Source organism: Leisingera sp. MMG026, from assembly GCF_021654205.1.
Taxonomy (GTDB): domain Bacteria; phylum Pseudomonadota; class Alphaproteobacteria; order Rhodobacterales; family Rhodobacteraceae; genus Leisingera.
Genome location: NZ_JAKFZM010000041.1, coordinates 14,008 through 36,811, shown reverse-complemented (window position 1 = coordinate 36,811; position 22,804 = coordinate 14,008). Strand labels below are relative to the sequence as shown.

Annotated in this window: 25 protein-coding genes and 1 pseudogene; 22 read left to right on the top strand and 4 right to left on the bottom strand. The window is 58.4% G+C overall.

The genetic code is table 11. From position 1 onward, the window contains the following. A pseudogene (locus tag L1069_RS18815) lies at positions 1–129 on the bottom strand (IS3 family transposase); the annotation flags it as partial. Between the two features lie 63 nt (positions 130–192). Between L1069_RS18815 and L1069_RS24295 the strand changes: the two are divergent. From L1069_RS24295 to L1069_RS18780, 7 genes are read left to right on the top strand one after another with little or no spacing between them, the layout of a single operon-like run. Next, on the top strand, positions 193–2,583 hold the full coding sequence (locus L1069_RS24295; protein ID WP_237456697.1) for a DUF1983 domain-containing protein: 2,391 nt from the start codon (positions 193–195) through the stop codon (positions 2,581–2,583). A 13-nt stretch (positions 2,584–2,596) separates the two neighbouring features. Then, positions 2,597–2,758: a hypothetical protein gene (locus L1069_RS18805; protein ID WP_237456696.1), complete on the top strand. Its 162-nt coding sequence runs from the start codon at positions 2,597–2,599 to the stop codon at positions 2,756–2,758. Next, positions 2,755–3,957 (top strand): hypothetical protein, encoded by a 1,203-nt coding sequence (locus tag L1069_RS18800; protein ID WP_237456695.1) that lies wholly within the window; start codon positions 2,755–2,757, stop codon positions 3,955–3,957. Before L1069_RS18805 ends, L1069_RS18800 begins: the two co-directional genes overlap by 4 nt. Continuing rightward, entirely contained in the window at positions 3,957–4,385 is a 429-nt protein-coding gene (locus tag L1069_RS18795) for a phage tail protein (RefSeq protein ID WP_237456694.1), read from the top strand. Before L1069_RS18800 ends, L1069_RS18795 begins: the two co-directional genes overlap by 1 nt. After that, complete coding sequence (locus tag L1069_RS18790) at positions 4,385–4,588, top strand: tail protein X (RefSeq protein ID WP_239032595.1); 204 nt, start codon at positions 4,385–4,387, stop codon at positions 4,586–4,588. Before L1069_RS18795 ends, L1069_RS18790 begins: the two co-directional genes overlap by 1 nt. Before the next feature lie 3 nt (positions 4,589–4,591). Continuing rightward, positions 4,592–5,572 carry a contractile injection system protein, VgrG/Pvc8 family gene (locus L1069_RS18785; RefSeq protein WP_237456692.1) on the top strand — a complete coding sequence of 327 codons (981 nt, stop codon included), beginning with the start codon at positions 4,592–4,594 and terminating at the stop codon, positions 5,570–5,572. After that, positions 5,569–5,937, top strand: coding sequence for a DUF1353 domain-containing protein (locus L1069_RS18780; RefSeq protein WP_237456691.1), 369 nt, complete (start codon positions 5,569–5,571; stop codon positions 5,935–5,937). The genes L1069_RS18785 and L1069_RS18780 overlap by 4 nt, the downstream gene beginning before the upstream one ends. Before the next feature lie 60 nt (positions 5,938–5,997). Here L1069_RS18780 and L1069_RS18775 read toward each other — a convergent pair whose 3' ends face one another. Beyond that, on the bottom strand, positions 5,998–6,888 hold the full coding sequence (locus L1069_RS18775) for a LysR family transcriptional regulator (protein WP_237456690.1): 891 nt from the start codon (positions 6,886–6,888) through the stop codon (positions 5,998–6,000). A gap of 101 nt (positions 6,889–6,989) precedes the next feature. On the opposite strand from L1069_RS18775, the gene L1069_RS18770 reads away from it, so the two are divergent. The 4 genes from L1069_RS18770 to L1069_RS18755 all read left to right on the top strand — a co-directional run bounded on the left by L1069_RS18770 (position 6,990) and on the right by L1069_RS18755 (position 13,471). After that, positions 6,990–7,748: an SDR family oxidoreductase gene (locus tag L1069_RS18770; RefSeq protein WP_237456689.1), complete on the top strand. Its 759-nt coding sequence runs from the start codon at positions 6,990–6,992 to the stop codon at positions 7,746–7,748. Next, entirely contained in the window at positions 7,745–8,110 is a 366-nt protein-coding gene (locus L1069_RS18765) for a carboxymuconolactone decarboxylase family protein (RefSeq protein WP_237456688.1), read from the top strand. The genes L1069_RS18770 and L1069_RS18765 overlap by 4 nt, the downstream gene beginning before the upstream one ends. Positions 8,111–9,086: 976 nt before the next feature. After that, positions 9,087–12,527 carry a DNA methyltransferase gene (locus L1069_RS18760; protein ID WP_237456687.1) on the top strand — a complete coding sequence of 1,147 codons (3,441 nt, stop codon included), beginning with the start codon at positions 9,087–9,089 and terminating at the stop codon, positions 12,525–12,527. A gap of 20 nt (positions 12,528–12,547) precedes the next feature. After that, entirely contained in the window at positions 12,548–13,471 is a 924-nt protein-coding gene (locus L1069_RS18755) for a restriction endonuclease (RefSeq protein WP_237456686.1), read from the top strand. Positions 13,472–13,827: 356 nt separating this feature from the next. On the opposite strand, the gene L1069_RS18750 is transcribed toward L1069_RS18755, so the two are convergent. Together L1069_RS18750 and L1069_RS18745 are read right to left on the bottom strand one after the other, a co-directional pair. Further along, complete coding sequence (locus L1069_RS18750; RefSeq protein WP_237456685.1) at positions 13,828–14,448, bottom strand: hypothetical protein; 621 nt, start codon at positions 14,446–14,448, stop codon at positions 13,828–13,830. A 5-nt stretch (positions 14,449–14,453) separates the two neighbouring features. After that, the gene (locus L1069_RS18745; protein WP_237456684.1) at positions 14,454–14,858 is read right to left on the bottom strand and encodes a helix-turn-helix transcriptional regulator; all 405 of its coding nucleotides are present in this window, start codon (positions 14,856–14,858) and stop codon (positions 14,454–14,456) included. A gap of 105 nt (positions 14,859–14,963) precedes the next feature. On the opposite strand from L1069_RS18745, the gene L1069_RS18740 reads away from it, so the two are divergent. The 11 genes from L1069_RS18740 (at position 14,964) to L1069_RS18690 (ending at position 22,804) form a co-directional block, all read left to right on the top strand. Beyond that, positions 14,964–15,257, top strand: a complete 294-nt coding sequence (locus L1069_RS18740; protein ID WP_237456683.1) for a hypothetical protein — start codon at positions 14,964–14,966, stop codon at positions 15,255–15,257. 292 nt (positions 15,258–15,549) lie between these two features. After that, complete coding sequence (locus L1069_RS18735; RefSeq protein WP_237456682.1) at positions 15,550–15,840, top strand: hypothetical protein; 291 nt, start codon at positions 15,550–15,552, stop codon at positions 15,838–15,840. A 128-nt stretch (positions 15,841–15,968) separates the two neighbouring features. Beyond that, positions 15,969–16,850 carry a ParB N-terminal domain-containing protein gene (locus L1069_RS18730; RefSeq protein WP_237456681.1) on the top strand — a complete coding sequence of 294 codons (882 nt, stop codon included), beginning with the start codon at positions 15,969–15,971 and terminating at the stop codon, positions 16,848–16,850. 2 nt (positions 16,851–16,852) lie between these two features. Beyond that, positions 16,853–18,985, top strand: a complete 2,133-nt coding sequence (locus L1069_RS18725; RefSeq protein WP_237456680.1) for a transposase domain-containing protein — start codon at positions 16,853–16,855, stop codon at positions 18,983–18,985. Between the two features lie 64 nt (positions 18,986–19,049). Beyond that, positions 19,050–19,793, top strand: a complete 744-nt coding sequence (locus tag L1069_RS18720) for an ATP-binding protein (RefSeq protein ID WP_237456679.1) — start codon at positions 19,050–19,052, stop codon at positions 19,791–19,793. Beyond that, on the top strand, positions 19,790–20,662 hold the full coding sequence (locus tag L1069_RS18715) for a hypothetical protein (protein ID WP_237456678.1): 873 nt from the start codon (positions 19,790–19,792) through the stop codon (positions 20,660–20,662). Before L1069_RS18720 ends, L1069_RS18715 begins: the two co-directional genes overlap by 4 nt. Continuing rightward, on the top strand, positions 20,662–21,036 hold the full coding sequence (locus L1069_RS18710; protein ID WP_237456677.1) for a hypothetical protein: 375 nt from the start codon (positions 20,662–20,664) through the stop codon (positions 21,034–21,036). Before L1069_RS18715 ends, L1069_RS18710 begins: the two co-directional genes overlap by 1 nt. 110 nt (positions 21,037–21,146) lie before the next feature. After that, positions 21,147–21,827 (top strand): DUF3164 family protein, encoded by a 681-nt coding sequence (locus L1069_RS18705; RefSeq protein WP_237456676.1) that lies wholly within the window; start codon positions 21,147–21,149, stop codon positions 21,825–21,827. A 49-nt stretch (positions 21,828–21,876) separates the two neighbouring features. Next, positions 21,877–22,080 (top strand): hypothetical protein, encoded by a 204-nt coding sequence (locus L1069_RS18700; protein ID WP_237456675.1) that lies wholly within the window; start codon positions 21,877–21,879, stop codon positions 22,078–22,080. Positions 22,081–22,097: 17 nt separating this feature from the next. After that, a complete protein-coding gene (locus tag L1069_RS18695) occupies positions 22,098–22,352 on the top strand; it encodes a hypothetical protein (RefSeq protein WP_129370526.1) in 255 nt (84 codons plus the stop codon). After that, positions 22,352–22,804 (top strand): regulatory protein GemA, encoded by a 453-nt coding sequence (locus L1069_RS18690; RefSeq protein WP_237456674.1) that lies wholly within the window; start codon positions 22,352–22,354, stop codon positions 22,802–22,804. Before L1069_RS18695 ends, L1069_RS18690 begins: the two co-directional genes overlap by 1 nt.

Genomic DNA, 22,804 nt, shown 5'->3' with positions numbered 1-22,804 from the left:
ATAGTAGGTCTGTTCCGTAACGCCGATCTGACGGATCGCATTTATGCGGGGCATGCCTTGCCCCATCAAGACTTCAACCTGCCGTAACTTCACGACGTTCTCTTCAGGCTTGGGCCTCTTGGTCGCCATCTATGGTCCTCCGTTTCCTAATCATAGGCGCGGACCACTTCTTTGGGGGAGGCTCACTTCCAGGTGCGGGTCAAAGACGGCGACGATGACCGCTTCAGCGCCAGCACCGCCGATCCGGAGCTGGGCAGTTTCCGCCTGGAACCGATGCAGGGCGGCACAGAATACGAGACCCGCGCCAAGGCCATTTCCAAGACCAGGGACACCAAGTGGACCGCCTGGCTGCCGGTCACCACGCCTGAATTCAAGCTGCAGCCGGATGTGCTGAGCGATGAGACCTGGCAGGCAATCTCCGACGATGCCACTGCCGCCGCCGCCGCACTGGACGACCAGCTGGTCCTGGACAAGATCGCGCCGCTGGAAAGCGCGGTGCGGCGGGATCTGGAGATCCGCGACGTGCAGAGCTTCCATGCGGCAGAGGCGCTGGGGGTCATCGGGGACAAAGTGCTTTGGATGCTGACCAAGCTGTCCGAAATCGACGGTCGCATGGCCGATGCCGGGATCTATCAGGACCCGGACACCGGCACGGTGCGGATCTATGGCGTGGTTGCGGAAGCGGAACGCATCAGCGAGGCGGAAATCCGGCTGTCCGCCGCCGAAGCCTCTATCACACTGTCGGCCACGCAAGCCTGGGTCAATCAGCAGATATCCAATGCGGTACTGGACCCGAGCCAGATCCCCGTCGTGGGCGACCTGCAGGTGCGGGTCAATCAGGTTGAGGCGGATCTGGACGCGGCGGAGGCGGCAATCGCCCTGAAGGCCACGCAAACCGAAGTGGACGGGATGGACGCCCGCCTGAGTTCGGCGGAAGTGGATATCGACGCCGCGCAGGAGGCCATCACCCTGAAGGTGGATCAGGCGGATTTTGACGCTGCCGAAAGCCGCCTGTCCACGGCAGAGGTGCAGATCAGCACCCTGGACGGCCCGGCAATCACCCAGTCGGTGAGCGACGTGCGGACCCTGCATGATCAGCTCGGCGCGCAGGATGTTGCCACCCTGGAGCAATTGCTGCTGGCCTATGAGCAGCGCGAAGCCCTGAAAACCCAGATTGCCTATGCCACCCAGGATATCCGGGCGCGGGTGGATGATGACCGCAGCGCAACGGCGGCCATCACTGCATCGCTGGGTGTGGCAATTGAAAACAGCGTGGCGCTGATTGAATCGGAAAAGCTGGTGCGCGCCAGCGGCGATGCCGCACTGGCCAGCAGCATTGATGCCTTAGAAGTCCGCTTGGATGGCGACCTTGCCGCCCAGGCCTCCGCTTCCAGTGCGCTGACAACCCGTGTCAGCACCGCAGAGGGCACCATCACCAGCCACAGCCAGAGCCTCACCAGCCTTGAAGCCCGCCTGGACGACGCGGAAGGGGGTATTTCCGGCCAGGCCACGGCGCAATCGCAACTGGATGCGCGGGTCACAAGTGCGGAAGGCGTGATCACCAGCCACGGCCAGAGCCTCATCAGCCTGGACAGCCGTCTGGATGATGCCGAGGGCAATGCTGCCGGACAGGCCACCGCCCTCAGCCAGTTGGACACCCGCGTGAGCGATGCCGAGGGGAGTGTGTCCAGCCAGGCCACGGCGATCACGCAACTGCAATCGGATGTTGGCGACAACAGCACCAGCATTCAGCAGACCATGCAGACTGTGGACGGGGTGATGGGGGAATACACCCTGCGCATCGACAACAACGGCCATGTGGCGGGCATGGTGCTGCGGTCTGATCTGGATGACCAGGGCGAACCCGCATCCGAGATTGCGTTTCAGGCGGACAAGTTTGCCATCGTCTCGCCTGATGGCGCGCAGAAGCGCAGCCCTTTTGTGGTTTACACCGAGGACACCATGGTCGGCGGCATTCTGGTGCCTGCGGGCGTTTACATGCGCAAGGCGGCCATCCGCGAAGGCTCAATCGGAAATGCCCAAATTGCGGGGAGCCTGGAGTCCCCTGATTATGCGGAGGACGCAAACGGGATCCCGACCGAAGGCGTAAAGGTCGATTTCAAGAACAATGCACTGAAAGTGGCCGGCGCTGTGTTTTCCCGGCCTATGGTCCTGGCGCAGGGGTCCTTTACGGCTCCGGGACAAATCGGCGATGGCGCCCGCTGGGCCTTTGTGAATACCGGCATCCGGGTGGGCAAATTGGACGTCTGGCAGGCGCAGCGGTTTGCCCTGGCCGCTGCCGCATCGGTCACCACCACCGGCACCGCACCGGGAGGCATGGACCCCAACAACACCTTCTGGACGCTCAATACATCGATCCAGCCGGGCGCACGCTGGAATGGCTTCGGCGGCGCCAACCCCGCACCGGCAGCAGCCTGGAGCAAGGACCCTTCCGCCCTGGTGGACCCGCATTGGGCCAGCGGCAGCGACCAGCGGGTGTTCCTGGCAATCGATCTGGAGGCCCAGGGCGGCGTCTATTTCAACAACCCGAAAATCGAATGGACAGTGTTCCAGGTAACATAAGGAGAGCAGCCCTATGGCATGGCCAAAGGCAGGAACAGTCAGCGTTGTGAACGGCAGCGCAATCGTCACCGGAACCGGCACCAGCTTCTTTGGCAGCGCGCAGGCGGGCTGGGGCTTTGTCGGCCCGGACGGGCGGGTCTATGAGGTGCTGGCGGTCAGCAGTGGCTGCCCATGACGCCCATTATCGGCGCGGGCAAGCTGCTGGCCTGGGTGGCCAAAGGGCCGATCAAGTGGCTGCTGTCCGGTGTGGGGCTGTTGGCCAAAGGGTTTATGCGGCTGGGCGTCCTGGCTATGGCCAACCCGATTGGCCTGATTATCGCATCTGTCGCGGCGCTGGCCTATGCCGTTTATGACAACTGGGACAAGATTGTCGGCGCCGTCACCGAAAAAGTTGACCTGGTCCGCGCTGCCTTTGATGAGGGCATCATCAAAGGCGTGTTCAAACTGCTGGCTGAGTTCAACCCCTTCACCCTGGCTGTAGAGGGCGCCATCGGCCTGGTGGCCTATGTGATGGAACTGCTGGGCGTGCCCGACCAGATCATCGCCAAGTTCAAAGAGTTCAGCCTGTTTGCAACCGGCGTCACCTTCATGAAATCGCTCTGGGACGGCATGGCTTCCATTGTGGACCAGCTGGTCACCTTCATCACCAACAAGCTGAAGGACTTGAAACCGCAATGGTTGACTGACCTGCAGAACTGGGCCAGCGGCGGCGATGGCCCGGCCGCTCCGGCCGCGCGGGCGCATCCGCTGTCCGGCTCGGTGGCCCCGCGCGTGCAGGGCAACCGGGACAGCGGCGGGCCGGTGCTGCCGGGCCTGTCCTATCTGATCGGTGAACGCCGCGAACCGGAGGTGTTTGTCCCGAAGGTGCCGGGCAATATTCTGCCAGCGCGTGCCCTTAAAGCTGCGACCCGTGCCGCCGCCGCTGCCAAACCAACCGCGCGCGTCATCCGCCAAGCCGCCAGTGTGCAGAACACGGCGATCAGCACCCGGAACATCACGCGGATCAGCCAGGCTCTGAAGGCAGCCGCTGCACCTCTTACCATTGCGCAATCTCAATCACGCAAACAGCCGTCAAACCCGGCCAGCCTCCTGCCCCGGCACGCGCTGAAAGGCGCTATGGCGGCGGCGGCGATGGCGGCGCCCGCTGCCGCGCTGCCCGGCAAGGCGGAGATCGAGCAGCGCATAGATCCGCGCCCGGCATTGTCCGCCCAGGCCCCGGCGCCGCAGATCACACGCCAAGGCGACACGGTCAGCGTCAATATCTACCCGCAGCCCGGCCAGGACAGCGAGGCAATCGGGCGGGAAGTCATGCGGCAGCTCAAACGCAGAGAAAGCGAACGCCGCGCGGATTTGCATGACGGAGTGGATTACTGATGCAGCTAGGATTGGTCATGATGGCGCTGGGGGTGTTCCGCTTTGGCATGGCGGGCGGCTCCTATCAGCAGTTTTCCCGCACCGCCGGCTACCGCTGGCAGAAGGTGGACCGGATCGGCCGCGCCCCTGCCCTGCAATACGCCGGGCCGGATGCCGAAGACCTCACCCTTGAAGGGGTGGTTTACCCGCATTTCAAGGGCGGTTTAAGGCAGGTTGAAATGATGCGCCTGCAGGCCAAAACCGGTTTGCCGATGATGATGGTGGACGGGCTGGGCTGGGTCTGGGACCGCTGGACAATCACCCGCGTGGAAGAGCGCAAAAGCCTCTTTCTGGCCGACGGCGCCCCCCGCAAAATCGAATTCACCATGAACCTGAAATCCTACGGCCAGGACAACAGCGTCCTGTCCTCATTCTTCGGGGGGCTGTGATGGCCACATACCGCACCAGCGAAGGCGATATGGTGGATGAAGTCTGCAAGGACCACTACGGCCGCGAAGATATGGCCGTGGCCGTCTATGAGGCAAATCCGGGCCTTGCCCAGCTTGGCCCGATCCTGCCGAAAGGCCTTGAAATCACCCTGCCCGCCGCGCAGCCCGCAACCGTCCGCAAGCCTGTTCGGCTCTGGGGCTGAGCCATGAAAATCGCATTCCGGATCATCGCAGACGGGGACGACGTCACCGGCAATTTTGCCGACCGGCTGATTGGCCTGACCATTGTCGATGAGGCGGGCAGCAAGTCCGACCGGGCGGAAATCCAGGTGGACGACCGCGATTATGCCGTTGCCCTGCCCGCGACCGGCGCCAAGCTGGAAATTGCCCTGGGCTTCACCGGCGATCTGGTCGAACTGGGACACTTCACCGTGGACGAAATCAGCGGCGAGCTGGCACCGGACACCTTGACGATCGGGGCCAAGGCCGCCGACATGCTCGGCGGCATCCGCGCCAAGAAAACCCGCTCCTGGCACAAGGTGACCGCCGAGGATCTGGTCGGCAAAATTGCCGGTGAACACGGGCTGAAAACCGTCATCAGCGACAGCCTGAAGGCCCACCATTACGCCTATCTGGCGCAAACCAGCGAAAGCGATTTGAACTTCCTCACCCGCCTTGCCCAGGACCTGGACGCCGTCGCCAAGCCCGCAGGCGGTGCCCTGGTCTTTGCCAAACGCGGCGAGAACAAAGGCGCTGATGGCGCCGACCTGCCCGTCTTTGACGTCCACCGCAGCCAGATTGCCTCCGGGGACTGGCAGATCAACGGGCGCGGCAAATACGGCTGCGTTATTGTTGAGTGGACCGACCTGGGCACCGCCAAGGTACAGACCTGCAAGGCCGGAGACAAAGACCCGAAGCTGAAGCTGCGTCACCGCTACCCGTCGCAAGAGGAAGCGCAGCGCGCGGCCGACGCCGCCCTGGAACGCACAGGCCGGGCCAGCGGCGCCGTCAATATCCGCCTGGGAGGGTTCTGGGGCGACCTGATGGCCGAAGCCAAGGTCAACCTGACCGGCATCAAACCCGAGCTGGAAGGCGAATGGCTGATTACCAGCGTCACCCACACCCTGGCGGGCACATTGACGACAAGTTTCCAAGCCGAACGCGATAATGAGAAGGCAAATTCATGAGCAAACTGCCAGACACCACCTGGGCCAGGAAAGGCGGCAGCCGTGATTACATCACCACCCGGCCGCTGTACTGGGACATAGGAAAGAAGGAAAGCGGCTGGGTGCTGACCATCCCGGCCGGGCGTGAATTCGAAAGCTCCGTTCCCCGTCCTCTGCGCTGGGTGTTTTCGCCCGATGACCCCTATTTCCTCCTGTCGGCCGTGATCCACGACACACTGCTCGAGCAGGGGTTCCGCCGGGCCTTTGCAGACAGCCAGTGGTTTGAGGCCGCTCTTAGCGTTCATGCGCCCGGCCTGCGGAGCTGGCTTGCCTACTTCGGGATGCGGGCGCGGCGGTTCTGGAAGTGGGTGTTTCGGCGGACATAGGGGCGCGGGCTGTCATTTTGAGCCCTTATTTACTGATGCTGCAGCTTCCTCAAATGTCGGCTATGCGAGTTGGCTCCTAAAAACTGACTTCACGAAGTCGATGAATCTTGTCAGCCTTTGCGGCCTGTACCGGTCACGATGATAGATCAAGGCCATAGGTTGTTCAGGCAAGCTCCAATCAGGTAGTAACTGCACTAACTTACCCGCTGAGATGTCACCTCTGACGAGAGTTTCTGGCAACATGGCGACGCCCATGCCAGCAGTTGCAGCAACACGTACAGCCTGACCAGAGTTCACAGAAATTCTTGTTTGAGGGGTCCAACTTTGTTCTTCGAACCCCTGCTTGAATCGCCATGGCTTGCGTCCGGTTCTTGAAAAGAGAACTGCGCGAAAGCGATTCATATCTGATGGTACCTGTGGCTCTCCGTGTTCTGCTAAATACTCACCGGACGCGCAGATCATCATTCTGTAGGGGGCGAGCTGGATTTGCAGGAGGGCGCTATCTTCCAGCTCTCCAATCCGAAAAGCGGCGTCAAACCCACCGGCGACCAAATCTTCATTGTTATCAGACAAGGTCAATTCGATTTCTACCTCTGGTGCGATCTCGGTGAAGCCCTTTAGAGCGGGCATCAGCGCCGCTGACCCAAAGCTCACCGGGGCCGCGATACGCAGCCGCCCCTGAGGTTGTCGCTGCTGATCGCTTGCCTTGCCCTCGGAGAAGTCAACCAATTCCAGAATATCCCTACATTGCTCGAGATAGCTTACGCCAAAGTCTGTGAGCTTCTGTTGTCGCGTCGTTCGATTGAGCAATCTCGCCTGAAGGTGATCCTCTAGGCCTGCAATCCTTTGCCCAACCAAAGCGCCGCTCACATTGAGCCTAAGCCCGGCGGCATTCATGGAACCGGCTTGAGCCACTTCGACAAAAGTGCGCATCGCAGTGAATAGATCCATTGTAAAGAAAGCCTTTTCTATCATTAAATATATTGGTCAATTATCACAGTTTCACTGCCAATATAGAGTCCTCTCTGAACTACCCTAAGAGAGAGGTAAATATGGAAAACCAATTTGAAAACCGCGCCGTGCTTGTGACGGGCGCAGGAACTGGCATGGGGCGTACGGTGGCGCTTGCGCTTGCGAGTGAAGGTGCTTCTGTAACGCTTTGGGGGCGGCGCAGGGCACCTCTCGAAGTTGTAGCACAGGAAATCAAGGAGGCTGGTGGTTCTGCCTTGCTCCAAGTCTGCGACATCTCCAATCCGGACGAGATTGCCGCAAACCTCAAAGCATCTATTGCCCACTTCGGGAAGTTAGATGCGGTCTTTGCTAATGCCGGGCATCTGGGTGAGTTCAAACCACTCAAGGATACTCAGGCTGACGACTTTGCAGATCTTATCCAAATTAACCTTATCGGCACGCAGCAAACGGTGGCACAGTGTCTATCCCACATGAAAAATGGTGTCGTGCTGATAAATGCATCTTGGACGGCTGGCGCAGTTATGCCTGGGTCTGGTGCTTATGCGGCAACAAAAGCCGCGCTCCTTGCGATGATGCGCGTGTTAGCTGTCGAAGAAGGACCCCGTGGCAATCGGATCAACGCGATTAGCCCCGGGATCATTCTGACCCCAATGGCGGACGAAGTTTTAGACCCAGAAATTTCCGCACGTCTTTCGAACCACACACCACTTCGACGGAACGGTAGACCAGAGGACGTAACAGGAACAGCAATGTGGCTATTGTCCGACAATTCTGAATTTGTGACGGGTCAAGACGTCGTAGTTGATGGTGGATTTACTTTGGGCGGAGCGTTGAGATGACAACGATGAACGGTGCACAACTCGCCGATGATCTCAATCCCGGCGTTCGGACCGTTTTGGAAGACCGATATGGGCACCTTTTGCCGGGCATGGCAGATACAGTGATCGACATGGCCTACGAACGCTTTTATGCGCGTCCGGGCCTCGACCTGAAAAGTCGCTACATTGCGACCATCGCGGCATTGTCGGCAATGGGAGGCCAAACTGCACCGCAACTCCGGATCAATATTGAGGCTGGGCTGAAAGTTGGTTTGAGCGAAACGGAAGTCGCCGAGGTAATTTGGCAAATGGCGCTCTATGGTGGTCTTCCCGCTGCTATTAACGCGCTGAATACGCTGCGATCTATGAGTGACGGGAAATAAATACCGTTTGCGGACCTTCGCACTCAGAGCAGCGAAATGGCGCTTTGTCCGCAACCCGTACACCCCCTCTTTAAACACCCTTTAAAGCCTTCCACCGCCCGCCGTTTTTTAACGGTTTGGGCGGCCGAATTCCGAGTATTGCAACAGGAAGTATCCCGTACTGCAGCGGGAAGTGTCCCAAAACCACAGCGTCAAAACGCGGAACCAGCGGATTTCAAGACTGGCAACACCCCGGCTTCAGGCTTAAAAACCAGGGAATTCGCTAAAATGAGTTGCTGCAACGGGAAGTGTCCCGCTGTTAGGAGACACTTGATATTGCAGTAACCGGAAGAGGCCGGACAAAGCCGGAAGAACCCGGATAGAGCCATATAAAAAAGGGCATTCTGGAAGATCTAAAGCTGGAAAGTGGCTTGGGGCGTTTGTCCTTCAATACCCGGAAAAATGGCCCTTACAGCGCTCTCAGCAGATTTTGGGACACTTCCCGTTGCAAACTCTCTCCCCTGCCCTAGACCTTGTAGAATAAGGGAAAACAGGCCCTCACAAGGGCGATAATGCCCCTTATGTTAACTTTCAGACTACCCGTTTGAACCGCCGAACTTGGAACTAGGGCGCTGGTCTTACATGCCGCTTCCTAGAATGGGATTAACGCAGTTTAATCAAAGTGATACATGTTGCCCCGCTCCTGCCAAAGGCCCTCCGAACTTGGAAGCGATTTCAGGTGTGCTAGCGGGGCCTACCTGCCGTTCGCTGCGGCTGCAGCCCAGGTGGGTCCACGCAGTCGCAAAGCTGCAGATTGTGGACTCTGCAAAGTTGGGTCATTGCGTGAAAGCTGACTTTCATCAAAGCAAACAGTTTAAGTTGATATTGCCTTGAGATCATTGAAAGACATGACGACCCCAAACAGGGTGACAAGGCATTGAACAACGTGAAGTTTCGTGCGCAACTTCACCAATAGTTGAATCGTTGGGCGGCTGGCATGGATATCGAAGAATTTATTGAACGCTGGCAAGGTTCTGGCGGTAGCGAGATGGCAACTGCACAGAGTTTTGCTATCGAACTTACTGAACTGCTGGGCGTCGAACGTCCTCATGTCTCTGACAAAGATGGCGACTTTCTAGACTATCGTTTTGAACGACCTGTCACGCTTACCCACACGGGGCGCACCCGCAATGGTCGTATTGATTTGTATAAGAAAGGCCACTTCATTCTAGAGGCCAAGCAGTTTGTCTCCACTGGCCCCAAAGACAAAAACACCCTCGAGATGTTCCTGGGCAAGGACGCGACAAAGCAAACTGGGCACGGCAAACGCGGCACTGCCAAGTTTGATGACACCATGCTCAAAGCGCGCGCCCAGGCGGATAACTACGCCCGCGCCGTGTCAAAAGAGGACGGCTGGCCACCTTTCTTGATGATTGTCGATGTCGGCCACGTGATCGAGCTTTACTCCGATTTTTCGGGTCAGGGACAGGGCTACACCCAGTTCCCCGATGGCAACCGCTACCGCATCTATCTGGAAGACCTGCGACAGCCTGAGACGGTTGATCTGTTGCGCGCCATTTGGAGCGATCCGCAAAGCCTGGACCCCTCGCTTAAATCCGCCGAAGTCACCCGCGATATTGCTGAGCATTTGGCCGAGCTGGGCAAAAGCTTTGAAGGCCAGGGCCATGAGAGCGAAACCGTGGCGCGGTTCCTTATGCGCTGCCTGTTTTCCATGTTTGCTGAAGACGTCGACTTAATCCCCTATGGCAGCTTTACCGCCAAGCTCAATGAGCTGCGTGGTCACCCAGAACACGCCCAACCTACGCTCAAAAGCCTATGGGAAACCATGAACACGGGTGGCTTTTCCCCGGTTCTCACCAAGGATCTGAAACGCTTTAACGGCGGGTTGTTCAAGGATGCCGACGCCTTGCCGCTGGACAATCTGCAACTTGGCCTCTTGATCGAAGCGGCTGAGGCCGATTGGAAACAGGTTGAACCAGCGATCTTTGGCACCCTGCTGGAACGCGCGTTGGATGCCAAGCAACGCCATAAACTGGGCGCGCATTACACCCCGCGTGCCTATGTGGAGCGTCTGGTCACACCGACAATTATGGAACCCTTGCGGGATGATTGGCGCAACATACAGATCGCGGTGCAGCGCTTGAACGCCGATGGCAAGACCGATCAGGCGCTGAAACTGGTCAAGGACTTCCACCATGACCTGTGCGAGGTGCGCGTGTTAGACCCGGCCTGTGGCTCGGGCAACTTTCTCTATGTCGCGCTTGAAATGATGAAACGGCTGGAGGGCGAGGTCACCAGCCTGATGGAGGAGCTGGGTGAAACGCAAACCAGCTTTATCACCGTTGACCCGCATCAGTTCCTCGGCATTGAGCTTAACACTTGGGCCGCCAATGTGGCAGAGCTGGTGCTGTGGATCGGTTATCTGCAATGGCACTACCGCACCCATGGCATTGCCGCCCCGTCCGAGCCCGTGTTGCGCGATTTCAAGAATATCGAAAACCGCGATGCGATGCTGGAGTGGTCAGAACGCACGCCGCGTCTGGATGAAAACGGCGCGCCTGTGACCCGTTGGGATGGCGTCACTACCATGCACCATCAGGTTACCGGCGAAGAGGTGCCGGACCCCGAGGCCCGCGTGCAGCTCTATGACTATGCCAAGCCCAAACCGACCACCTGGCCCAAGGCCACATTCATCGTGGGCAACCCGCCCTTTATTGGGGCGAGCCGTCTACGCGATGCCTTGGGCGATGGCTATGTTGAGGCGCTGTGGTCTGCCTACCCCAAAATGCCGCAAAGTGCCGATCTGGTGATGTTCTGGTGGGACAAGGCCGCCTTGGCCGCACGTGGCTTTAACACCAAAACCGGTGCGGGCACCCGGCGCTTTGGCCTGATCACTACCAACTCCCTGCGTCAGACGTTCAATCGCCGCGTCTTGGAGCCACATTTGAACGATCCGAAAAAACCGCTGTCGTTGCTGTTTGCAGTGCCCGATCACCCATGGGTCGACACGCTCTATGGAGCTGCAGTGCGCATTGCCATGACCGTGGGCGCAGTTGGCAATCGTGCAGGGAACTTGTTGACTGTGACCAGTGAGAGCAAAGACAGGGATGATGTCGACGGGCGCGTAGTGAGTTTTGACCATCAGGGTGGCAAAATCTTTGCGAACTTGCAGACTGGCGCAGACGTGGCTGGGGCAAGGGCGCTAATGGCCAACGGTGCGATTGCCGGGCGTGGTCCACAGTTAATGGGTCAAGGGTTTTTGGTAAAACGAAGTGAGGCATCAGCTCTCGCGAGCAAATACTCTGCGCTAAGTAGCAGGCACATTCGGCCTTACAAGAATGGGCGTGACCTGACAGCAAATTCGCGTGACCTATGGGTCGTCGACTTTTTTGGCTTGGACGAGCATGAAGTGAAGACTGATTTTCCACAGGCGTATCAGATGATTTACGATTTGGTTCGACCTGAACGAGAACAAAACAATCGTGCTGCCTATCGCGAACGTTGGTGGCAGTTTGGCGAGAATGTCCATGCAGTTCGAAAGGCTCTAGATGGGCTTCCTAGATACCTAGGCACAGTCTACACTGCAAAACATCGAGTTTTTCAGTTCATTCCTGCTGAAACGCTGGTTGATGCAACTATCAACATCATTGCAAAAGACGATGCTGCGGTCCTCTCAATTCTGTCTTCAACACAGCATATAGTTTGGTCACTGGCAGCTGGGAGCCGTTTGGGCGTTGGCAATGATCCTCGCTACAATAAATCCCGCTGCTTCGACCCATTCCCCTTCCCAGACCTCACCGACCCGCAGAAAATCCAGCTCCGATCCCTAGGTGAAGAACTCGACGCACACCGGAAACGCCAGCAGGCGACGCATCCGAAACTGACGCTGACCCAGATATACAACGTGCTGGAAAAACTCCGCGCGGGCGAGGTGATCGAGGGCAAGGACAAAGAGATCTACGACCAAGGCCTCATCGGAATCTTGCGCGATCTACATGATCAGATCGACGCAGCCGTGGCAGATGCCTATGGCTGGCCTGTTGACCTCAGCGACGAGGACATCCTGATGCGCTTGGTTGACCTCAACAAGGAACGCGTCGCAGAAGAGGCCGCAGGCCACATCCGCTGGCTGCGCCCTGACTATCAAAACCCAACTGGGGCAAAGGTCGAAAAAGGTAAGACGACGGATGTGGATCTAGGCGCAGTTGCCAAAGTTGAAAAATCCCCATGGCCCAAAGGCTTGCCCGAGCAAATCGCCGCCGTGCGTGAGGCGCTTGTGGAAATGGGTGAGGCCTCTCCCGAACAAATCGCTCGCCGCTTTGCCCGCGCCCGTACCACCGCTGTACAGCCGCTGTTGGAAAGCCTCGCCGCCCTTGGCCAAGCGGACAAAACAGAAGACGGTAAATATGCGGCCTGAGATCACGATAGGACCACGCCATGCGCAGATTTGAAATCGACCGGGACAGCCTACCAGATCTGCCAGGCATGATGCTGGCCACAGTCGAGGCGCTGCGCGGGCTTGGCGGTTCCGCCACGATCCACGAGTTGGATGAAGAGGTGATTTCGCTGGAAGGCGTAACCGAAGCCGAGCAAGGCTACATGATGGCCAACAACAGTGGCCCACGGGTGAATTACTATCTGTCTTGGGCACGCACCTATTTGAAACGTGGTGGGGCGCTAGAGAACTCGGCGCGTGGCGTTTGGGCTTTGACGGAAACAGGAGCCAAAATACTGGATGTTGCCGCGACGCGCGCGATTTATGATCAGGTCACCCAAGAGGAAAAAGAACGGGCCAAAGCAAAGCGCCAAAAAGAAAGAGATCGACTGCAAGCAAAGCGTGACAAGCAAAAGCGCAAAACGCCTGAGGCTGAAATCACCAGTGAAGAAGTGCCGGAAACTCACGACCACTGGAAGTCCAGCCTTTTGGATGTGATGAAAGCCATGGCCCCCGACGCATTTGAGCGTTTGGCACAAAGACTGTTACGAGAAGCTGGGTTTGTCAAAGTCGAAGTGCGCGGCAAATCCGGTGACGGCGGCATCGATGGCGTCGGGGTGCTTCGGGTCAACTTGGTGTCCTTCCAGGTCTACTTTCAGTGCAAGCGCTACAAAGGCAGCGTTGGCTCAAAAGAGATCAGAGACTTTCGCGGTGCATTGGAAGGCCGCGCCGATAAGGGGCTATTTATTACCACCGGCCACTTCACCAGCCAAGCCTCGGAAGAAGCGACGCGCGACGGGGCAAAGGCCATCGACTTGATAGATGGTGAACGCCTATGTGATTTGTTGAAAACCAATAAGCTGGGAGTGCAAACCGAAATGGTCGAGCAAGTGACCGTTGATGCACATTGGTTCGATGCGATATGAGCTTCGTTTCAAGTCTCCAAAATTGGTCTCGCGGAATTCAACGAGGGCCTAGGAGCGTGTCGGTGATTGACTGGTTTTGCGTATCGTCATGAAGGTCTGCTAAACTGTTGATCTGTTCACGGTCCTATGTCTCCTCTGGGCTGTGACTGACGTGCTGCGGCAGCAATGTGGGCTACCCTGGGCAACGGCGGCAGTGGGCTCAGACCTACGCGAGCAACTCTGAGCCTACACGTCACCCCATAAGGCCAACTAGCTCACTCGGAGCCACCTAGCCGGCTCCGAGCATGATAAGCGCCAATATGTTCATTCTGGCGATGCCGTAGGGTTTTCCGCATTTTGACGGATAACTCTCTTGGCTAATTCTTGCGCTTGCTCTTGCGGCCAGCCACATAACTGTATGCCGCCCCCAGCTCGTTGTTGTCTAACTCGGCTAGGCTGGTGACACCGAACTTGCGATCCAGGTAAAGGTCGAGCGCCGCGCGGTCCTCCTCGCTCTTTGCGTTGACATGAATGTAGCGGTACTTGCGCTGGCGCCAGGCATCGCCATTCTTTACTGGTGCGCTGCGAGCCGAGTTCAGCCTGCCAAGCCACTGGTCCAGATAGACCCTGGCCTTTTCATAATCCTCGGCCGCAATCTCGGCATAGGTTGTGACCTTGCAGTGCCTATTAAGCGCGCCCCAGACCGCAGCATGGCGTTTCGGCTTTTGCTTTAGCTTGGTTTCTGTCTCGACGATTTCATCTACCCGCTGCTTCAGCGCCGCCTTCTGAGAGGGTGAAATGTGGTCAACACCAGGGGTCAGCTGCACCACAACGCGTGGGTTGCTGGGCGTTAAGGTTTTCTGTGTGAAATTACCATAAACGACGGTGTTATTGGATCCCATTATGATGGGTCCGTTGCCCTGATCCGCCGCTGGTTTGGCGCTTTGGGTTTCGCCGAACAGTTTCTTGATCCTGCTCTTTGGGTCGTCTCTATCCATGCTTCTTATGCCATTTTTACCAAACGAATAATCTGTGCTGTTGCGCCTTCGCCTTCCTGCTCTAGCAGTTCATAGGCGGCGGCGATCAGGCCTGCCTTTACCTGCGGTGTGGCTTTGCGTTCGAAGGCCTCAAGACCCTCCTCGACAGCTTCAATGGCTAGTAGGAGCCTGTCGCGATCTGAATACTCTGCCGTCTCTTCCTCAGAGCGTGGCTCAAGTGAGAGCAACCACAGCACGTCTAGCTGAGCCAGCTTAGCAATATTGTATAGAGTTTCATGATCGACTCGCTGTTTGCCAATCTCTATCGCCTGAACCTTTGGCTCTGAGATTCCCACGAGGTCCCCAAAAGCCTTCCTAGACAGGCCTTTACGCTCACGAGCAGTCCGAATTTTCACACCAATATCATGCATTTAGTAAATATTCCTGATGAATTTATAAAATACCCTTGCTTAACTAGGGGCATTGTATAAATTGGTGTTGTTACCTCAGACTACAAGCCTGCATTAGGAACCAGTATGCCAAACGATGACAAAACCTTCCAGCCAGGAGTAATCCTGCACACCGTTATTGTGGGGGTATTCCGGTCATCGGGCACCACGCTGGGAGCCTGGTGCACGGAACACGAGATCAACCCCAGTAAAGCGCGCACCGCCACCTATGGGCAGGCGGGCGGCCCGGAAGGTCAGAAACTGTTGGACCGGATCATCGACGCGGCTGGGCGCGAGATGGTTGAACGGGCCTATGCCGAACGTGTGAAGCGGCACGCCGAAAAAGTTGAGCAGTCCATGCAGGATCGGGGGCAGAAATGAGCCACCTTTCTGATCGTGCCACGCCTGCCCTGCACTCTCCCAGCCAGTCCTGCACGCCTGCTAACAGCGGCCTGGCTCACCTTCCCGGCAGCCATGGGGATGCGCTGCCGGGGCCTTTTTATTCCCGCGTACCACTCGCCGGAACGGGTCCCAGCCTTGCTTTATTTCTGGCGGGCTGGGGCCAAGGGTTCCGCGCTGTGTGGCCAACCCCCTCGGACCTTTTCGACGACCTGATTGGGGGCGTTTGCGCCTTCGCCTTGCCCTCCCTGCTTTTGTTTGGAGCCTTTTTGAAATGACCGGAAACGACTTTTTCACCAAGAATTCTGTTCTTCACCGAGCCACTGAGCTGCGCGGCGCAGCGGCCGAATATGCAAAACAGCGCGACCGCCTGGTTATCGCTGCAAGCCGTCACAAGATGGCCCGAGCACACGGCTGGAATACGATTGGCGAATGCGCTGCTGATGTGGACGCAGCAGTTGAGGCTATGGCCGAAGCGCAGCGCCGGGTCGCTGACCTTGTTGCCAGCCTGGCGAGTGACGGCGCCCTGGACGATTTCAACGACTTCCTGGCCCGCAAGCACTGAAGCCTGGTGCGCAGATTATGACGGGAAGCTTCAAGCCCCGCCTGCGCACTGACACCGCCGACCATGCCGCAAAGCACGGCAGGCCATCCATTCAAACCCCTGAATTCAATCAAAGTGGAGCATCCCCAATGACCCCTCCAAATTGGCAGAAAATTCAAACCCTTCCGGTTGCTGAAATCCAAGTGGAAGAACGCTTGCGCACCGCCTCACCCACGGCGGTTGCCAGCATTGTTTCGTCCATCCATGAGGTCGGCAGTATCCTGCAGCCGTTGCTGGTACGCAGGGTCAAAGACGGCTACCGGCTGATGGACGGGTTGCACCGCCTGACCGCCGCCAAAGAAGCCGGGCTGGAAGAAGTGCCCGTCAAAGTGAGCGAATGCACCAACGACCAGGCCATCCGCATTGAGGTGGACGCCAATGTGGCCGGCGCTCCCCTGACGCCGCTGGACATGGCCGTATTTCTGGCAGAACACAAAAGGCTTTACGAACTCGACAACCCCGAAACTGCGCAGGGTAAGGCCGGGGCGCATGGCCGCTGGAATGCAACGGACATTATGTCCGTTGCATCGTTCAGCGCCAACGCCGCCGAGGTCTTTGGCAAGGGTGACCGACACATTCGCCGTCTGATCAGCGTCGGTGAAAAGCTGTCCAAAGGGGAAATCGCCCAGCTTCGGGCCGCGCCAAACCGGGTGCAATTCAAAGACCTGGAGCACATCGCCAAATGCGGCGCGCAGGCCGACCGCAGCGCGATCTGCACCGCCCTGGGCGAGGGCAAGGCCAAGAGTGCAAAAGAAGTGCTGGACCGGATGAAACCTTCCGGTCAGGCGGTCCAGACAACTCCTGAGATGCAAGCCTCGAAGCTATCCGATACTTTTACCAGGGCCACCAAAGCCGCCCGGCTGGAATTTGTCCGGCGGCACGAAGACGAACTGGCGGCACTGCTGGACGAGGTTCAGCAGCAGGTCGCCACAGGCGAGGTCGTTCCCTTTTCCAGCCAGAGGGAAGCCTGACAATGACCAGGGATCTGAAGCCAACACAGGAATGGTGGTCCGCGGCAGATATCGCGGCGGCGCGGCTGCCGGGGCTGCCGGGCAGTGTCCGCGGCGTGAACGCCTATGCTGAGCGCGAGGGCTGGAAGCGTGTTTTTGCAGCCATGAAGCGCAAACCGGGCCGTGGCGGGGGCTTGTATTTCCACTGGTCGCTTTTCCCCCATGACGCCCGTTTGAAGGTGCTTACAATTGGGATTGAAGCCCCTGTAGAGCGCCCCGATCGGACGGCGGCCTGGCTGGCCTATGAACAACTGCCGGAGAAATCCAAGGCTGAAGCCCGGCGGCGGCTTGATGCGCTGCGTAAGGTGGAGCTTCTACACCATAGCGGAACGACCCATGTCGTTTCCGTTGCGGTGATCGCGGCGGAGGTGAAGGTCAGCCAACGGACGATTTACAACTGGATCACCCAGATCGAAGGCATCCCAGCAGAGGATCAGCTCGCCTATGTGGCCCCGCAGCTCCCCAAAAAACGCGTCAAAAAAGAGGACCGGTCCCAGTTCAAGCCGTTTATGGACTGGCTGAAAAGCGCCTTCCTGCGACTTGAGGCGCCTACGTTTGCGCAGAGCTACCGCGCTGCCATGAAAGTAGCCAAACGTGAAGGCTGGCCTTTCCCAATCCAGAAGACCGCCAAACGGTGGATGGATGCCGAGGTTCAACGCACCACGCAAGTTTACAAGCGGGAAGGTGTGAACGGGCTGATGCGCTGTTTCCCCGCGCAGACCCGGGACCGTTCGTATTTGCACGCCTTGGAGTGGGTGAACTCGGACTGTCACAAGATCGATGTCTTTGTGAAATGGCCCAATGGAACCATAAACCGGCCCCAAATCGTGGCTTTTCAGGACCTCTACTCGAACAAAATCCTGTCCTGGCGCGTGGATCATGATCCTAACAAAGTCATGGTGATGGCCGCCTTTGGTGAAATGGTGGACACCTGGGGCATTCCCAAGCACTGCCTGTTCGACAACGGTCACGAGTTTGCCAACAAGTGGATGACGGCGGGGGCGCCGACCCGGTTCCGGTTCAAAGTCCGGGAAGATGATCCAATTGGGGTCCTGCCACAACTGGGCATCAAAATGCACTGGGCAACTCCGGCCCATGGCCAGGCAAAACCTATTGAACGGGCCTTCCGGGACATTGCCAGTGACGTGGCAAAAGATCCCCGCTTTGCGGGTGCCTATGTTGGCAACAAACCAACTGCCAAACCTGAGAACTATGGCAGCCGGGCTATCAATGCCTCCGAATTCCTGGAGGTTTTGCAGGAAGGCATTGAAGAGCACAACGCCCGTACCGGGCGCCGCACAGATACGGCTGCAGGCCGAAGCTTTGATGAAACCTTCGCGGAAAGTTACGCCACGGCCAATGTCCTTCGGGCGACCGAAGAACAGCGCAATCTTTGGCTGATGGGCCAGGACACCGGCAAGCTGCACAAACACAATGGCAGCCTGAAATTTCTGGGCAATGAGTATCACTGCGCCTGGATGAGCCAGGAAGCGGACCGCAAGGTTGTGATCCGCTTTGATCCCGAAGATCTGCACGGTGGAGTTCATATCTACAGCCCCGATGGCGCGTATCTGGGGTTTGCCGAATGCCGGAAGAAAGTCGGCTTCGGCAGCCATGAGGATGCCCGCGTCACTGCAAAGTGGAAGCGCGATGTTGCTAAGACGGAAAAGAAACTGGCGGCACTGCACGCACCGCATACACCGGAACAGTTGGGGGCGGATCTGAACGAGGCCCGCGAAGAGGTCACTGCACTGGTGAACGCCAAAGTGGTGAAGCCGGTGTTTGCCAAGACCCCCAGAGTTCCGACCTTCAGGCAGCATTCCGACCCCAGCGTAGAAGCGGCACAGGACGCCCTCATTCTGCAGATCGGCGACAAGCGGAAGAAACCTGAACCCTCCCCCAAACAGGAGGTCTTCAAGGTGGCCGCAACAGCAGACGACCGGTTTGCCCAAGCGCAGGAAATCGAGCGCCGGCAGCAAAACGGCGACCCGGTCGGGGAGCGCGAGGCAGGCTGGCTGAAGGGCTACCAAACCCATTCGGAATACGAGGCGCTGGCAGCGCTGAAACAGGCATTCGGCGGCAATAACGCCGGGTAGATCACAAAAAAACCGCCGCCTGGATGGACCCCATGGCGACGGCATTGATTGACTAGGAGCGAGCATGACACAGACCTTGGAAATCGGCAATAGCGTACAGCCGTTGACCAACGTGGCGACGATGGCAGCGCTGGTAACCGAGCTGCAGAACCGGACCTTTGGAATGCCAGGTTTGGGGGTGTTTTACGGCTACCCCGGCTACGGCAAGACTTTTGGCGCCATCTTCTGCGCCTCTGCCTTTGACGTCATCCACATTTCCATGCAGGGCGATTGGACCAAAAAGACCTTTTTGGAACGGCTGCTGAACGAGCTGGGCGTGGCGCCCAAGCGGGTGGTACCTGATATGGTTCTGCAGGCCTGCGAAGAACTGGCGCTGGATGGCCGCACGCTGATTGTCGATGAAGCGGATTATGCCTTCCGGCGCGGCGTGATTGAGCTGATCCGGGATTTGCATGACGGCTCGGACACGCCGGTTGTCATGATTGGCATGGAAGAATTCCCGCAGATGCTCCGGAAATATGAACTCATTGACAGCCGGGTTATGTCCTGGGTCGCCGCGCAGCCGGCCACCCTGAAAGACGCTGGCCTGCTGGCAAGCGTTTATGCTGAAGGCGTAGACGTTTCTGAGGATCTGCTGGACGCCATTCTGGACCGCAACACCGGCAACGTGCGGCGCATGGTGACTGATCTTGCCCAGGTCAAAGGCGAGGCAAACAAACTCGGTCAGACCAGCATGACGCTGCAGGACTGGGGCGGTATTGAATTCCGCCGCAAGGATGCGCCCAGCCCGCGCAGGGGGCTGAAATGAGCCAAATCGCCACCCGCAACGCCGCCGAAAAAGAGATCCTGGAGTTCATCCAGACCCGACTGCGGTTTACCCACCATGACGTTGCCACCTACTGCGAGGCAGGCGATTGGACCCGGCAGAATTACCTGCGCGCCTTGCAGCGCCAGGGCGTTGTCACCGAATGCGGCAATGAAGGCACCACCAAGTTCTTCACCGTGTGGGGCGTTGAGGAAGCCAAGGAAATTATGGCGGCGGCAAACGGGCATGAGTTGGACACAGCCTGGTCCCGCAACCGCCTGGACCAGCTGCTGAACAAGATGCGCGAGACCGGTGCGGATATTGAGCTTCCGTCGGCTGAACCGCGCAGCCTGGAAGAACAGCAGATCTGGAAATACATTTCCGAGCGGCCTTACTTCACCAACGCGGATGTTGAAACCATCTGCGCATCGGAAACCATCCGGACGCGGTTTCTCAGCCGCCTGAAGCAGACCGGCGTGATGCGGGTTTGGGGCCGCAGCAAGGGCAAGGTGTTCTTCTCGGTGAAGTCGCCGGAAGAGGCCCGCGAAGACGCCAAAGGCAAGCGCGGCACCAAAGAAGGCGCCGTCTGGACTGCAATCCGCCACCAGAAACGGTTCAGGCCGGTTGATATCTTTGCCGCGCTGGCCCCGGCCCGTCCGGATATTCCTCAGCGGTTCATAGTGGAATACTGCCGGATTTTGCGCCGCGCCGGTTATCTTCGTACTGCCGCCCGCACCCGGAACCTGATGGCTGACACACCGCTGTTCCTGATGAAGAACACCGGCCCGCTGCCGCCGCAGAAACGCAGCATGACCGTCATCATCGACACCAACGACGACAAGATTGTCTATGCACCGGGAGGGCGGCTGTGATGAGCGACCGCTTGATACTTGCCAAGGATGGCTGGGGTGACGTTCTGCCGGATTGGGTGGAAGTCCTGATCCGGGAATGCGACCAGTCTTCGCAGAATTCGGTCGCCGGTAAGCTCGGCCTCAGCGCCGCAGTTGTCAGCCAGGCCTACCGGAATCGTTACGGCGGCAACTTGAGCCGGATTGAGGCTGCTGTGCGAGACGTCTTCATGAGTGCCCCGGTCCTTTGCCCGGCCCTGAAAACCGAGATCCCCAGTGCGGCCTGCCTGGCCCACCGCCGCCGTGCGGAAAAATGGACACATTCCAGCCCGTTCCGGGTCCGGATGATACGCGCCTGCCGCGCCTGCTCCAAGTTCAACAAGGAAACAGAAGAATGAAAGCGCGGCTTTCCTTCAAAACCCGGCTTGGGATTTTCCTTCGCCGCATTGCCGACCGCCTGGACCCGACAGGCGCCTGACTTCCCCGCCCTCACTGAAAGCCTGCACTTATGACCGAACCGACCCCCGAAACACCCCGCACCAGCCAGTTCAGTCCCGCCCCTATTCCTGATGGCCGGGTTGTCGCCAATGGCAACACTTATATGGCCAACGCCAAAGGCGGTTTGGACCCGATTGAGACGATAAACGCTCAAGATCTGCTGATGGATGAAACCGTCCGCAAGATCGTCAGCTACGCCTTGCCGCTGCAGGAGCAAATTGCGCGCTTCAAAGCCCACACCAATAAGGACATTCTCGCTCTGGAAGAACTTCTGGCGCAGGAATACGGCGCCAAGCTTGGCGGCAAAAAAGGCAATATGACCCTGCTGTCCCATGACAGCCTGTATAAGGTCACGGTTTCAGTCGCTGACCGGATCGACTTCGGGCCCGAACTTCAGATTGCAAAGCAACTGCTGGACGAATGCCTGAATGAGTGGGCCGCTGACGCAGGCCCGGAACTCCGCTCCATCGTAACCCGCGCGTTCAACACCGACAAAACGGGGCAAATCAACCGCTCTGAGATTTTCATGCTGCTGCGCCAGGATATCGCCGACGAGCGCTGGCAGCAGGCCATGAAAGCCATCCGTATGGCGATGCGGGTTGTCGGCACGGCGTCTTATACGCGCTGCTACCGCCGCATGAGCGTTGATGCCCCCTGGCAGTACATCGCCATCGACCTGGCCAAAGCCTAGGCCCGTCCCACTCCCGCCAAGTTCCCCAAATGCAGATCAGGAGACAGTTATGCCCGAATTCGGCCCCCAGACACCCGCAAAATACGCCGATGTTTCCCAGCCGCCCATCGCCGCAGCCGTTCACCAGAAGGCGGGCGAAAGCACATGGAGCTGTGAGCTGCCGATGGATCAGGCCCGTGACATGGAAGCAGATGGCTTTGAAATCCACTGGCTGATGCCCCCGGCCGCCGCTGAAACCGAAGACCAATCCTGAAGAATTGGACCCGAGACATGGCAATGACCGAAGACGAAATCCGCGATGCAGCCCGGCGCAGCTTCCGCGTTTATGCGCAGAAAAAACGCTGGGCCAATCGTGTGCTGGGAAGCGCGGTGGCGCTGCTGAAACAGGGGGCGGAGGTCTCCCGCATTTCCCCCGAACGCTTTGACGCCATTGTGCGCGAAGAAATGGACGAAGCACTGCAGCGCATGAAAGCCGACGAAGCTGCAAGCCACCCGGTTGCGGCCGCGCTGAGCGAGGGTTCCTGATGACCCGCGCGCTTCAGCAGAAGATCCACGTCGGCTGCCGCGAGCTGGGCCTGGACAGTGACGGCCGCCGCGATCTGCAGCTTGCCGTCACCGGCAAAGCCTCCATGAAAGACATGAATGAGGCAGAACTGAACAGCGTTTTAAGGCGCCTTAAATCGGATGGCTTCAAGGCCAGCAGCGGCGGCAAAAAGCACAAATTGGCGCCCCGCGCGGATCTGCGCCTGGTGCATGTTCTGTGGCGGGAGCTGGGCGCTGCCGGGGAGTTGCGCGACCCCAGCCGCAAGGGCCTGAACAAGTTCATCCGTGCCCGGTTTGAAAACACCTGGCAATCGGTTCCCGCCGACGTGGATATGCTGCGCCAGCATGATCAGATCGACCAGGTTATTCAGGCCCTGAAAAGCTGGGGCAAGCGGGCGGATATCGACTTCGCCTGGGAAGAGCATCAGCGCTAG